12 protein-coding genes are annotated in these 12,723 nt (G+C 57.5%); 3 read left to right on the top strand and 9 right to left on the bottom strand.

What is annotated here, in order from left to right; genetic code table 11:
• Positions 1-104 precede the first annotated feature (104 nt).
• Positions 105-281: a hypothetical protein gene (locus BD293_RS22740; protein WP_170207150.1), complete on the bottom strand. Its 177-nt coding sequence runs from the start codon at positions 279-281 to the stop codon at positions 105-107.
• Between the two features lie 111 nt (positions 282-392).
• On the opposite strand from BD293_RS22740, the gene BD293_RS13855 reads away from it, so the two are divergent.
• Positions 393-1,541 carry an Acg family FMN-binding oxidoreductase gene (locus BD293_RS13855; protein ID WP_246086306.1) on the top strand — a complete coding sequence of 383 codons (1,149 nt, stop codon included), beginning with the start codon at positions 393-395 and terminating at the stop codon, positions 1,539-1,541.
• Complete coding sequence (locus BD293_RS13850; protein WP_142082623.1) at positions 1,534-1,989, top strand: MarR family winged helix-turn-helix transcriptional regulator; 456 nt, start codon at positions 1,534-1,536, stop codon at positions 1,987-1,989. The genes BD293_RS13855 and BD293_RS13850 overlap by 8 nt, the downstream gene beginning before the upstream one ends.
• Before the next feature lie 283 nt (positions 1,990-2,272).
• On the opposite strand, the gene BD293_RS13840 is transcribed toward BD293_RS13850, so the two are convergent.
• From BD293_RS13840 to cuyA, 5 genes are read right to left on the bottom strand one after another with little or no spacing between them, the layout of a single operon-like run.
• On the bottom strand, positions 2,273-3,028 hold the full coding sequence (locus BD293_RS13840) for an alpha/beta fold hydrolase (RefSeq protein WP_142082621.1): 756 nt from the start codon (positions 3,026-3,028) through the stop codon (positions 2,273-2,275).
• Between the two features lie 3 nt (positions 3,029-3,031).
• A complete protein-coding gene (locus BD293_RS13835; RefSeq protein ID WP_142082619.1) occupies positions 3,032-4,333 on the bottom strand; it encodes a TRAP transporter large permease in 1,302 nt (433 codons plus the stop codon).
• Positions 4,320-4,862, bottom strand: coding sequence for a TRAP transporter small permease (locus BD293_RS13830; RefSeq protein ID WP_142082617.1), 543 nt, complete (start codon positions 4,860-4,862; stop codon positions 4,320-4,322). Before BD293_RS13830 ends, BD293_RS13835 begins: the two co-directional genes overlap by 14 nt.
• Before the next feature lie 49 nt (positions 4,863-4,911).
• On the bottom strand, positions 4,912-5,895 hold the full coding sequence (dctP, locus tag BD293_RS13825; protein ID WP_142082615.1) for a TRAP transporter substrate-binding protein DctP: 984 nt from the start codon (positions 5,893-5,895) through the stop codon (positions 4,912-4,914).
• A gap of 38 nt (positions 5,896-5,933) precedes the next feature.
• The gene (cuyA, locus tag BD293_RS13820; RefSeq protein WP_142082614.1) at positions 5,934-6,944 is read right to left on the bottom strand and encodes a D-cysteate sulfo-lyase; all 1,011 of its coding nucleotides are present in this window, start codon (positions 6,942-6,944) and stop codon (positions 5,934-5,936) included.
• A 106-nt stretch (positions 6,945-7,050) separates the two neighbouring features.
• Between cuyA and BD293_RS13815 the strand changes: the two genes are divergently transcribed.
• Positions 7,051-7,983, top strand: a complete 933-nt coding sequence (locus BD293_RS13815; RefSeq protein ID WP_170207149.1) for a LysR family transcriptional regulator — start codon at positions 7,051-7,053, stop codon at positions 7,981-7,983.
• A 470-nt stretch (positions 7,984-8,453) separates the two neighbouring features.
• On the opposite strand, the gene istB is transcribed toward BD293_RS13815, so the two are convergent.
• The 3 genes from istB to BD293_RS13800 all read right to left on the bottom strand — a co-directional run bounded on the left by istB (position 8,454) and on the right by BD293_RS13800 (position 12,697).
• Positions 8,454-9,236, bottom strand: coding sequence for an IS21-like element helper ATPase IstB (istB, locus tag BD293_RS13810; protein WP_246086342.1), 783 nt, complete (start codon positions 9,234-9,236; stop codon positions 8,454-8,456).
• A gap of 35 nt (positions 9,237-9,271) precedes the next feature.
• The gene (gene istA, locus BD293_RS13805; RefSeq protein WP_425467918.1) at positions 9,272-10,780 is read right to left on the bottom strand and encodes an IS21 family transposase; all 1,509 of its coding nucleotides are present in this window, start codon (positions 10,778-10,780) and stop codon (positions 9,272-9,274) included.
• Positions 10,781-11,338: 558 nt separating this feature from the next.
• Positions 11,339-12,697: an ATP-dependent nuclease gene (locus BD293_RS13800; protein ID WP_142082611.1), complete on the bottom strand. Its 1,359-nt coding sequence runs from the start codon at positions 12,695-12,697 to the stop codon at positions 11,339-11,341.
• Between the last annotated feature and the right edge of the window lie 26 nt (positions 12,698-12,723).

Here is a 12,723-nt window from a genome sequence, read left to right as displayed (position 1 = left end):
CGAGTTTTGGCGAATGGCGCGCGTTGCAAAGACCTCAGCAACGAAGTCAGAGCGCGCGCGATCAAGACCACTGCGCATTCAGGTAGCCTTTTCGATCTGACAGTCTAACGCAGCGCCCCGATGATCGTTCCTTCCGCGTCTGCCTTGAACAGAAGTGACGCAGGTACCCCGCCCGTTGCGCAGATGGACTGTGCCAACGACATGCGCGGCCCTTTGCTGCCGCTCTGCTCTGGCGGCAGCCGCAGCGCGGTTTGCACGAACCGACCGTTCGCGCTGGTCAAAGCAGTCGTTCCCAAAGCATTTGTTTGTGCAACGGGTCGGTTGAAATGAGGATCTTGCATATTGTGCGACAACGTACTACTTGATGCGACATCGAACTAAAGGAGCTGGCGATGAACTTGACACGACGGAAAATGATCTTCCTCGTTGGCGGTGGGGCTGTTCTGGCAGCCGGTAGTGCCTTCGGGTATGCAGCCACACGCACCCCGCAAACGGCCTACCTTCCTTGGGAGCGGGCGGGCACCTATAATGATCCGCGCATGCGTGCGCTGTCTTGGGCCTTGCTCGCCCCAAACCCTCATAACCGCCAGCCATGGTTGGCTGATCTCTCCGAGGATGGGGTGATTGCGCTGCACGCAGATCGCAACCGGATGCTGCCTTACACGGACCCGTTCAATCGCCAGATCACCATCGGTCTTGGGTGTTTTCTGGAACTGTTGCGCATGGCTGCCGCCGAAGATGGGTATCGCGCCGCTACGGAACTCTTCCCGCGAGGCAGCAGCGCTACAGGGCTGGACCAACGACCGGTTGCCCGCATCACATTTACAGCTGATCCGGCAGTCGAGCGTGATCCTTTGTTCGCGCTGGTGCCTGCTCGGCGGTCAAACAAGGAACCGTTTGATGTGAACCGCCCTGTAGCGCCCGCAGTGCTGTCGGAACTTGGGGCCGTGCTGCGCAAGGGCGCGCGGTTCGGTGGTACCGTGGAGCCATCAGAGGTTGGTGAGCTGCGGGCGCTGACGCGCGAAGCCCTGCGGATCGAGGTCGAGACACCCCACACCTATCAGGAGAGTGTCGATCTATTCCGCATCGGGCGGCATGAAGTAGATGCCAATCCTGATGGCATAGATTTCACCGGGCCGCTGTTCGAGTCGCTTCGTATGACCCGGCAATTCACACGCGAAGCGGCCTCGGACCCGACGAGTTTCGCCTACAAATCAGGTCTCGATGTGATTCTTGCCAGTACCGATACCGCAATGGGACATGTCTGGCTGGTCACGGATGACAATAGCCGTGAAACGCAGATTGCCACGGGGGCGGACTGGCTGCGCGTAAACATTGCGGCAACAGCGAATGGCCTTGGGTTTCACCCTCTGAGCCAGGCATTGCAGGAATTCTCCGAAATGGCCGGACCCTTCCGTCAAGTGCAGGAACGCCTTGCACCTGACGGGGGCACGGTTCAAATGTTGGCGCGCATCGGCTATGGTCCAGAAATTGGCAAAAGCCCGCGTTGGCCCTTGGAAAGCAGGATCATGAATGTCTGAGAACGCAATGCTCGACTATTTCCGGCTCTTCAATGAGATTGGGATCATCGAGCAGTTGTCGCGCAACATGATGGAAGCCCGGTTGCCGCCGGGCTTCGTGCTGGCGCAGTTTTCTGTGTTAAACCATCTGGTCCGGGTCGGAGATGGCCGCACACCCGTTGCCATTGCCAAGGCGTTTCAGGTGCCCAAGACATCGATGACCCATTCACTTGCCGTTCTGGAGCGTGAGGGTCTGATTGATATACGCAAGAACCCGAAGGATGGCCGGTCGAAACTGGTTCACATCACAGATGCCGGACGAAAATTCCGGCAGGATGCAATCGACTCAGTTGCGCCAGATTTGAAGCGGATTGCTGGCGCCGTCCCCCCCGAGCACGTAGCGCGATTGCTTCCTGATCTGGAAATATTGCGAAGCTTCCTCGACAAAGACCGTGACGCGTCAAAATAGCAATCGGCACTTTCAACCTGCTAATCGAGTAAGATGATTACATTCTTGGCCGACGCGCTTGTCCAGCGAACGGCTGCGCAGCCAGCGCGCCCGCGTACCGCATCGCGACAAACAGTGCTCTCTGATAGGTTGTCATTCCGATCTGGCTGCCGAAATTGCGCCCATGCCGGATTGCGTGGCATAAACCTTTCCCAAAAAGAATAACCCCCACAGTTCCAAAGGGCAAAGCTGTGAACGATTTATGCAAGAGCAAGTGGTTACGCCGGATTGCAGCACAGCAGGTTCACGCCGAGCGCAAGAAATCTTGCACCAGTGCGTTGAAGAGGTCGGGTTTTTCCATGTGCGCGGCATGGCTTGCGCCAGGAATGACCGCCAGTTCAGCACCGGGGGCGCCGTTCCACAAGGCATGGACCTGCGGCCAGCGGTACGACCGGTCCTGATCGCCCCAAAGAATTCGGCATGGCATATCAAAGCCCGTGAGCGCCTCGCGCCCGTCCCAGTCACGCATGGCCAACAGCGCATGTCGTGCAGCCTGCGGATGGGCCAGCCGCGCAATGTCGCGCGTCTTAGTATAACCTGTAGCCGCCGCTCCGTCCCGAAACCATGTGGCGCTGATCCTGTCAGCGGTTTTCGGAACGCCCTCCGCCTCCAGCCGCGCCAACGAGGTCTCGATCGGCTCGAATCGGTCTGGCATTAGCCCCAGTGGCCCCGTGCCATAGAGCACCAAAGCATCAATCCGATCCCGAGACTGCGCGGCGATTTCCTGCGCGATCATGCCGCCCATGCTGTGTCCGAGCAAAGCGAAGCTGCCAACCGCCAGCCCGTCGATACACTGCATCACTGCCGATGCAAAATCTTCAATACGCGCGGGCCCCGGCAGGGCAGTAGCCTGCCCAAAGCCCGGCAGGTCCGGGGCAATCACATCATGCGTTTGGGCGAATGCGGCAAGCTGGCCCTGCCATTGGGCGCTTCCACCGAGATAGCCATGTACCAGCACAAGTGGCTTTCCAGACCCGGCGCGCAGATAAGGCAGGGCCATGTCTCAGCGCACCTGCTGGGGCAGCCACAGGGCGGCTTGCGGGAATACGATCATCACCCCAACAAGAATGACCAACGCGCCTATAAAGGGAAGCGAGCCGACTATTACATCCGGCACCGATACCTTGCCCCGGCTGATGCCCGAAATCACATACAGGTTTAAGCCGACAGGGGGCGTCAAAACTGCAATCTCCATGGTGATTGTATAAATGATCCCGAACCAGATCAGGTCAAACCCAGCCGCAAGGATCAAGGGGATGATCACGGGCAGTGTGATGAAGGTCATCGAAACGGGTTCCAGAAACATGCCAAGCGCGATGTAGAACAGGATCACCAGCGCCAGCACCATATAGGGTGACAGTTCGAATGTCAGAAACAGCGCGGTGAATTGCTGCGGCACACGGTAATAGTTCAACACAAATCCAAAAAGCACGCCTGCCGAAAGTAGCAGGCCAAGATATCCCATCGTGCGCATGGTTGCCATCAGTGCCTCGACGAACCCCCGCCAACGCAAGCCACCCACACCAACGGCCAGTGCGACTGTCACCAGTGCGGCAATCGCAGCGGCCTCTGTAGGGGTGGCGATGCCGCCATAGATCGACACAGTGATCACGCCACCAATCACGATGATCGGTCCAAGCGAGACAGCGATCTGGAGCAGTCGCAAGCGCGGGCCTGTGTCGCGGTCGGGCACATGCGACGGATGCAGGCGCGCCCAGATCAGAACCACGATCACGAAAAGCGACGCCAGCATCAAGCCCGGTATGACACCGGCCATGAAAAGCTGCCCAATGGACTGGTCTGTCACGATGCCGTAAAACAGCAGGATCAGACTGGGGGGCAATAGCACAGACAGCGTACCGCCTGCCGCCAGAACACCACTGGCCAGCCTTCGATCATAGCCCAGCCGCAGCATTTCAGGCAGTGCCACGCCGCCGATTGTCAGCGAGCCGACCATGGATGACCCGGACACCGCCCCAAAACCCGCACAGGCCCCGATAGACCCATAGGCCGCAGATCCGCGGACGGGCACGCCGCGATGCAAGAACATATAAAGGTTCGCGCCGATATTCGAGCGGCTGATCAATTCGCCCAGAAACACAAATAGCGGCACGGCCAGAAGTATGTAGTTGATCCACACCCCCCAGAGCTTGAGCTGTGCGGAAACCAGCGAGGTGTTGAAGGTCTGAATTTGCCACAGGAAGGGCAGTGATGCGGCGGCCAGTGCGAACGGGATCGGCAAGCCGAGTGCGATCAGCAGGATCAAAAGGCCCATCAGACCAAGTGCGACCTCATACCATTCCATCGGGCGAATCCTTTTCTGGTGAAGGTTCAGCGACCGGGGCTGGGCGCAAGGCAATCTGCACGAGCCGCAGCGAGGCATAGAGGGTGAAAACTGTTAACGACGCTGCCGCGACACCCCAGAAAAGGTATCGCGGCCAGTTAAGTATCTCGGACGAAGACCCTGAATTGAAGGCGCGGATCGTCGCGTTAACCGTGGTGATCGAGAAGAAGATACCGATCAGAAGCATGATCAGCCCGTTAAACAGCAGGATGAGTTTTTGCAGCCCCGGTTTCAGCGCATCTGTCAGCAGCGTCACGCGCGGATAGGAATCTTCGCGCATCGCATAGGCCAGCCCAAGCAGTGCTACCGGAAACAGCAGCAAAGCTGTTGCCTCTGTCACCATGCGGTCGGGCCGGCCGATGGCATAGCGCATGAAGACACCATAGCTGATCCACAGCATCTGGACGACGATGATGAGCGCGCCAAGTGCTGCCAGCCCCACAACCAGCCATTCAACAGTTTTCGCCGCTCTATCAATCAGTTTGAGCATGAGAACCTCTGTGCTGGTGTGAGTTGCCGACCGTAATGGGGACTATGCCTCAGAGCTTGTGCTGTGCAAACAGCGCCCGGATTTGGTTGGCCAGATCTGGTCCGCAGGCGGCATCAACTTCTTCGGTCCATTGCGCGGCGATATCGGAAATCATGGCATTGCGCTCATCCGCTGAAATCGAAACAGCCGCGCCGCCGCCCTTCATGACTGCGTTGCCGACCTGTCCATCAATCCAGTCCTCATAAAGCGGCTGAAGCCATGCTTCGGTTTCGGCGCCAGCTTCCAGAAGCGCTGTCTGATCTTCTTCAGACAGGCTGTTGAAGCGATCAAGGTTCATCATGTATTGGATGTTGCCGTAGAACAGGCTGGCATTCACCATGTAAGGCATAACATTCCACAACTGCCATGAACTATAGGTTGCCACACCCATATTGATGCCGTTGACTACACCGCGCTCGGCAGACTGGAATACCTCCCCCGGTGCGATAAAAACGGGCTGGCCACCCCATGTTTCGATCATCATGCTGACCAACGGTCCAATGGAGCGGACGAGCATTCCATCAAGGTTACTCAGACTGTCGACCGGGCCCTGAAACCACCATTCCTGATCATATGAGTAATTCGAGTTAATGATCGGGATCAAACCGACTTCTGCGGCCTCTGGCGCGATCATTTCGGCATAGGCAGCGTCAAGTCCGATTTGATCTTCCAGATCAATCGCCGCCGGATACAGCGACGTTACGCGGTAGCAGGGCAGGCGCGTATCTGCTGAAATCCAGCTTATGTCAGCCACACCGCCCTGAATGGCATCAACCCCGTCTGACCAGCCATGCAGCGTTGAGGACGGAAAAATGTCAACCGTGATACGACCTTCGGATTTCTCGTCCACAAGCTCTGCAAACTTGACAAAGCCTTGATAGCGGATGTCGGTTTCATTGACATAGGTTGACAGGCGGATAGTCTCGGCCAAGGCCGTGCTGGCCAAAAGAGCGCCGGCCAGAGAGAATACAAGCAGCTTGGTTGGTGATGACATGTTGGTCTCCGTTGTTGAACTTTCAGCTATCGGACCGCTTAGGCAGCCTTCTGATTGTTGAAAAGGTGCCCATAGGCAAACAGTGCAATAGATCCGCCAGTATGCAGGAACACCACACGATCGGTTTTCTTGAAGGCGCCCGCGCGGATCATGGCGACAAGCCCCGCAAAGCCTTTGCCTGAATAAACCGGGTCCAGAAGAATGCCTTCCAGACGCGCCAAAAGAAGCATCGCATCGACCATTTCTTCGGTTGGCTGGCCATATCCGGCCCCAACCTGTTCATCATGCGCGACCACCATATCCCGTGGCAGGGCACCACGCGCGCCTATCAGGTCTGCCGTGCGCATGGCCAATGCATGGACATTGTCGATCTGCTTTTCGCGTGGCGCACGCACAGAATATCCGGTGACGGGGATGGGTGCGTTCATCGCAAAAAGGCCCGCCAGAAGGCCTGCCTGCGTTCCAGCGCTTCCGGTTGCATGGACGATATGGTCAATCCGCAGACCGGCGGCATCTGCCTGTCCGACCAGTTCCTCTGCGCAAGCAGCATATCCCAAAGCACCCACTGGATTAGACCCGCCACCGGGGATTACATAGGGCTTGCGCCCTTTTTCGCGCAGTGTTGAGGCAAGCGCTTCGGCTTCTGCGTTCATGTCCAGACCTTCAGGGCGGAAATCGAAACTGCACTCCATCATCACATCAAGCAGCACGTTTCCCGCAGCTTCATAGTCGGCGCCCTGGTTTGTAACGCGCCGCTCCAGCAGCGCATGGCATTCCATCCCGGCACGGCATGCAGCGGCTGCAGTTTGGCGCACATGGTTGGATTGCGTAGCACCTTGCGTGACCAGAGTATCCGCGCCTTTGGCCAGCGCATCCGCTACAAGGAACTCGAGCTTGCGGGTCTTGTTGCCGCCGGATGCAAGGCCGGTGCAGTCATCCCGCTTGATCCAGATTTCCGGCCCGCCAAGTTCTGCACTCAGCCGGTCGAGGCGCTCTAATGGGGTGGGGAAATGCCCAAGTCTGTATCTTGGAAACCGCGCGAGATGCATAATGTCATTCCTGTTCCGTTCATTCAAAATGTAGATCACTGATTTAACGCTTGTTCAAATGCCAATATCTTGCATTAATATGCACCAACTGCATGTTAGGGGTAGAATGCGACTTGAATGGATCGACGATATCCTTGCTGTGGCAGAGCATGGCTCGTTTCAGGCAGCCTGTGAGAAACGAAATGTATCGCAGCCCGCCTTCTCACGTAGAATCCGCCAGATAGAACTGGCGTTGGGTGTAACGCTATTTGACAGGTCAGCACGACCTGCGCGCTTGTCGGCACATGTCAACGATCAGCTTGAACGAATGCGCGAGCTGTCTGCCGGGCTGCGTGACCTGAGCGGTGCTTTGCGCGATACAGAGCGAACCCACCGCCGACGCATCGTGATTGCCTCGCAACACGCGATTGCTGCAACCTCGACCCCGGCGATTATCGGGCACTTTGCCGATCTCGACATTGATACGCGCCTGCGCTCAGCCAATCGCGACGATTGCTTGGCTCAGATCATGACACGGCGCGCCGATATCGCCTTCATTCATGATGTGGCCGGCGCGCAGGAAATCCCCGGTTCAGACTTTCTTGAGATATTACAGATCGGGACAGAAGCCCTGATCCCCGTCTATGCAAGCGACCATCTGGAAACCCTTAATCAATCTTATGAGCGTGGGGAGCTGCCAGTGATCGCCTATCCGGCAGATGTATTTTTGGGCCAGGTTCAGCGTCGTGTGCTCTTTCCACGGCTCACGCGTGTTGGTCGTGTCCGGCCGCGACTTGAAACTGCGCTCACGCTTGCGGCGTTGGAATTTGCACGCACAGGCTTCGCGATTGCCTGGATACCAGAGCCGCTCGCAAGAACCGATATTAGGGTTGGTCGATTGGTTGATCTGAGCACAACCTTGCCGTCGATCTCTATGACCCTTACCGCTGTACGCTTGAACGATATGGTTTCACCAATCGTGAGAGATGTTTGGGAACGCGTAAGTGCGATGGCACAATCCCCAGAACCCCCTGCATCAAATGCGCATGCGGACATATGACTATTTGAAAGAATTGACACATAAGCTCGTTCTATAATGGGTTAGTCAGGCGATCTGGCCGGGCAAGGAACCAGTGCCGAACTATTATCACTATTTGTGCGCCATCGCATGCCTGCGTCCGCCACCTCTATTCAATATTCAGTGGCATTTCGGGTTTGGGCCACCTGATACGGATTCACCGCACAGATTCAGGCAGAAGAAGCTGCGCTGGCCACATTTGCGCAAGACACCGCCGACCGCCTGCGGTGCCACTGGCGCCTTGTGGAAAATATCGCAACTGCAATTCCGCGCCGTCGTCATGCGGCTGCCCCCATGTGTCAGGGAAGTTGTCCGCCTCTCCACTTTGCCTCTATTTCTCGGGTGGGCGGGATAGGACGATGATTTGGTGTAGCGCGTCAACCACCTTGTCCGGTGCCGACAACCACCTTGGCCGGTTATAGCGGCCGCCGGGGTTGTGTTTTTTACTGTCTTTAGGTCAGGTTTTTTCCTTCTTCTTGGTTGTCGTTTTTGGTTGTCGCTGAGGCTTCGTTTTGCATTTTCATGTTGGCCGCAGCGCTTCTTTGGCGAAAGCTTTGCGCATTCATCTCAAGAATGCTGGCATGGTGGACAAGTCGGTCGATGGCCGCGACGGTCATGGCTTTGTCGGGAAAGATTTGATCCCATCCACTGAACGGCTGATTGGCCGCGATGGCGATGCTGCGATATTCGTATCGCCGGGCAATCAGTTCGAAGAGCACCCCGGTTTCGGCCTGATCCTTGTGGGCATAGGTAATGTCATCAAGGATGATCAGGTCAAATTTGTCGAGCTTGGCCAAAGCTGCTTCGAGCACCAGATCCCGACGTGCGGCTTGCAGTCTTTGGACAAGATCGCTGGTCCGGGTATAGAAGACCCTATGGCCTGCTTCGATCAGGGCATGGCCAATGGCACAGAGAATGTGGGTCTTGCCCGTGCCGGAGTTGCCAATGGCGATCAGGTTTGCGCCGCCGTCCAACCAATCTCCCGCAGCCAGAGCTTCGACCCGGGCGCGTGGTAAGGTAGGCAGAGCTTTGAAATCGAAGGTTGCCAAAGTCTTTCCAGCTGGGAGCTGGGATTCATTCAGATGACGGCGCATGCGGCGCATGTCCCGCTCGGCGAGTTCGTATTCGGCCAGCACGGCCAGGAAGCGCGCAGCCGGCCAGCCTTCGGTATCGGCTCGTGTGGCGATTTCCTGCCATAGCTTGTGGAAGCTGGGTAAGCGCAGGGCGCTCAGCATGCTGGGCAGCGTGTGGATGTCGATCTCCCGGGAGGTCATGCGCGTACCTCCAGCAGCGCATCGAAGCTGTCCAGCGACGGATGAGAAACCACAACATCCTTTGGCAGCACCGCGTGTTTAGGGGTGAGCTGTGTCGCGAGCGTCTTTGGGTCCGGTATCAAACCAGAGCCGAGATCGTCAGCAAGAAGACGTGCCAATTCCGCTTCGCAGGCTTGATCGTGGGCAATAAAGAGCAGAGCGACCATGCGGCGGCAGGCGTCGCGTCGCGGCAGGCTGTGCTGTAGCACTTCCCAGGCCTGCGCGTATTCGGTGCGGGGGAAGAGGCTATCGCGGTAGATCGAGCTCCAAAGAGCCTGTGGTTTGCGCTTCAAGGCATGGATAACGTGGTGGTAATTGATGACATGGACACGATGGCCATCGTTACGGCCTCGGCCACGGGGATGCGTTGCGACAAGGGTGCTGCCCAAGAATGCGTCGAGGCGGTCATCATATAGATGGATGCGCAAACGCTGCCCGATGAGCTGTGACGGCGCGCTGTAAAAGATGCTTTTGACCCTGAAGCCGCCCATTCTTGTGACCGGCACGATAACTTCCGTATAGTCTGTGGTGCGCCGCGGCGGCAAAGGTTTAAGATGCAGCTGTTCTACCTCAACCGCTTCCATACGCTGTCGATTGCGCCGCGCCACCAGCATATCAATGAAACGACGATACTCGGCCACAGATGCAAAATCACGGCTGCCGCGCAGGATCAGTGCCTGTGCGATGGCCTTCTTCAAGTGACGGTTCTGCGATTCCACGGCGCCATTCTCATGGGCTTCACCACGGTTGTTGCGACTGGCATCCATACCATAATGACCGACGAACGCTTCATAGCGCTTGGTAATATCCTCACACTCGTCACGCGTCAGATTTCGAAATGCGGCTGAAAGACTATCCGTACGATGGTTTTGTGGAACACCCCCCAAGGCCCACAACGCCTGCTGGAGGTTCTCGGCCAAGGCCGTAAAACTCTCCCCGCCCAAGACAACACCAACATGTTCCCAGCGGCTATAGACCATTGCGAAATGATAAAGCAGGTGCGGGAATGGTGCGCCTGCAATGGTCACTTCCAGCTCGGCTGCATGGGTGAAGTCGGACTGTGCCATATAGCCTGGCTCTGGTGTCTGGCGAAAAATGATGTCGCGCTCCGGGCCTTTAAGCGCGCGCCACTGCCGGACCCTTCGCTCCAGGGTTCGGCGGATGCGATCATCTGGAAAAGCCAAAGGATGTAGACCCTGGAGGTGACGCAACAACGTCACGGCCTGCAGGGCATTGTCGTTCTCCAGAACAGGAAGGATGTCATTCTCCCAATACCCTTCAAGAGGATCGGATACTGTACGCCCGTGAACAATCTTGCGCTGTGAAGGGGGCGTTGGATCTGCATCAAATCGCCGAGCGGTTCTTTCGCTGAACCCGGCACGGGCGGCTGATGTGCATTGGCTGTGATTTTTGAGGTCGGTCATGTATAATCTCAATTGCTGGTCGGTGATGGATTGATAGGCCAACCGGGGTCCTCCGTTGGAACGTAGAGGCTTCCGGCTTATCAACCCGCAGCGACCAGCACCTAACCCAAAATCATCTTGGCCGGTGGCGCTGACCTCCAGGCGGGCAAGCCCGCCCTCCGATCAGCGCCACCGGCCAAGATGGTTGTCGCTACCGGCCAAGGTGGTTGTCGCTCAACAATTTGGGGTAGTCCCGCTCTTGCGCTGATGGGATCGACAGCGACGTGTCGGGCCCATTGCTGCCGCTCGGTGCGCAACACGCGTTCTTGAACGCCGCCGATGACAGGTGAAGTAGCGCAGGGCCGTTGCCCGATCAACTGTGGTGCGGCCAACCGCCTTTGAGTTTACCTGAAATTCAGGCCGAAGTGTCAGCTTAAGATTGAAAGAGAACCCCACACCATACCTAGCTACGATACAGTGGTGCGGCATCAGAATTGAGAGGGTATGGCTCTACAGCGCAGCTCGCATCGAACAGTCAAGACAGATCCCGTCGCGCGAAATGCCACGGGATCCGGAACTGTGATCAACAGGTCGCCCATATGCCATGATACCGCTTCGTCATTACTCTCTGGCCAGCCTCTCGAGTAGTTTGAGCCACTGCGCACCTGTCTCGACCGCAAGCCGGGTTGGCCCTGCATCTAGCATTTTGCGGCGCACACGTTCTGCCAGCTGGAACCGCCAGTCATCTGGTAAGGCTATGCCTTCGGTTTGGGCCCATGCCAGCGCCTGCGCGACAAAAGGCTGGCCCGCGATAACCGCATCGGCGAATAACCGTTCTGGCCTGCGTTCGACGCGGTCCAACTGAACTGCGAGTTCAATGGCCGGAAACAGGTCTTCCACTGTACTGTCCTGACAGCCCGTAATGTCCTTCATAGAAAGCATAGTTTTGCTGTCGACCAGTCTTGCTGCCAGCGCGCGCCCTCGAGTAGAGCCATCGAGCACCAGTTTGGGTGGCTGGGCCTGCGTTTCGCTGAGCAGTCGGGCCATCACCTGCATCACTTCGGGACCACAGGCGGGAGCGAAGACAATGTCGCGCTGTGGGACGAACTGACCAGAGGCAATGCTCAGCGTCTTTATAACGCTTAGATAGGTCTGCTCGACGCGGCTTTGCACCAATATCGGCGGGGCGCCGCCCATGCTGACCTCGGCCACGGCAAGATTGAGCGCGGCGCGCACTGCAAAACCTGCGCCGCGCTGGCTGTCGCGGCCCTCGGCCTCCAGCAGATCACCACTGACGCGGGTTGATCCATCGCTGCCAACGAACACCTTGCGCGCGCGCGCCAGACGGTCTGCGTCGACGAGAAATGGCGAATGCGTCGTATACAGTATCTGGTTCTTCAACGCCAAACCTTCAAAAAACGCAGACAGGTCACGCTGTGCCAATGGATGCAGCGAATGGCCCGGTTCATCCAGCAACAGGATACAATTCTCATGAGCGTCTTCGGCTTCGTGCAGAAAGACCAGAAAGAAACTCAGAAACCATTGTAGGCCCGTCGAGCGATGCTCCAGCTCCACTTCCTGCGGACGGCGGGCATCGGCCACCCAGATGCGGAAATGGTTGCCATCCGCCTCAAATCGGAAGCGATAATCGCCCTGTTTCCACCAATCGGCAAACCTCGCTGTCAGTTTGGTGCCTGCTGATTGCAGTAGGATCGACCGTGTGCGCTTGGCCTCGGCGATCCGGGCCAGAAGCTCGGGCTCGGGCTGGTGTTGATGTCCCCGCGCGCGATGCCACAGGCTGCGCACCAGCCCCGCCTTGCCCTTTTCGGCGATCATCTGCGCCTCTGCCTCGTCCCGAATGTCGCGGAAATCACGACCCAATTCGAGGATTTCTTGCGCCTGTACGCCGACAAAATCAAACAGCACGCGCAGGGTGCGGGCTTTCGCGCTTTCCTTCGCGCCAAGGTCTGCACGGCCCATGTTGTCCACCACATGCGGCAGGTAGA

This window comes from Roseinatronobacter monicus (genome assembly GCF_006716865.1).
GTDB classification, from domain to species: domain Bacteria; phylum Pseudomonadota; class Alphaproteobacteria; order Rhodobacterales; family Rhodobacteraceae; genus Roseinatronobacter; species Roseinatronobacter monicus.
Note: the sequence above shows the minus strand (reverse complement) of the source record. Positions and strands in the feature narration are given on the sequence as shown.

Coding starts and splice junctions, on each gene's coding strand:
- BD293_RS13830 (WP_142082617.1), bottom strand. CDS start 4,862: ATGCTCAAACTGATTGATAGAGCGGCGAAAACTGTTGAATGGCTGGTT.
- BD293_RS13835 (WP_142082619.1), bottom strand. CDS start 4,333: ATGGAATGGTATGAGGTCGCACTTGGTCTGATGGGCCTTTTGATCCTG.
- dctP (WP_142082615.1), bottom strand. CDS start 5,895: ATGTCATCACCAACCAAGCTGCTTGTATTCTCTCTGGCCGGCGCTCTT.
- istB (WP_246086342.1), bottom strand. CDS start 9,236: ATGCTGAGCGCCCTGCGCTTACCCAGCTTCCACAAGCTATGGCAGGAA.
- BD293_RS13800 (WP_142082611.1), bottom strand. CDS start 12,697: ATGGGCCGTGCAGACCTTGGCGCGAAGGAAAGCGCGAAAGCCCGCACC.
- BD293_RS13855 (WP_246086306.1), top strand. CDS start 393: ATGAACTTGACACGACGGAAAATGATCTTCCTCGTTGGCGGTGGGGCT.
- BD293_RS13815 (WP_170207149.1), top strand. CDS start 7,051: ATGCGACTTGAATGGATCGACGATATCCTTGCTGTGGCAGAGCATGGC.
- BD293_RS13850 (WP_142082623.1), top strand. CDS start 1,534: ATGTCTGAGAACGCAATGCTCGACTATTTCCGGCTCTTCAATGAGATT.
- BD293_RS13840 (WP_142082621.1), bottom strand. CDS start 3,028: ATGGCCCTGCCTTATCTGCGCGCCGGGTCTGGAAAGCCACTTGTGCTG.
- cuyA (WP_142082614.1), bottom strand. CDS start 6,944: ATGCATCTCGCGCGGTTTCCAAGATACAGACTTGGGCATTTCCCCACC.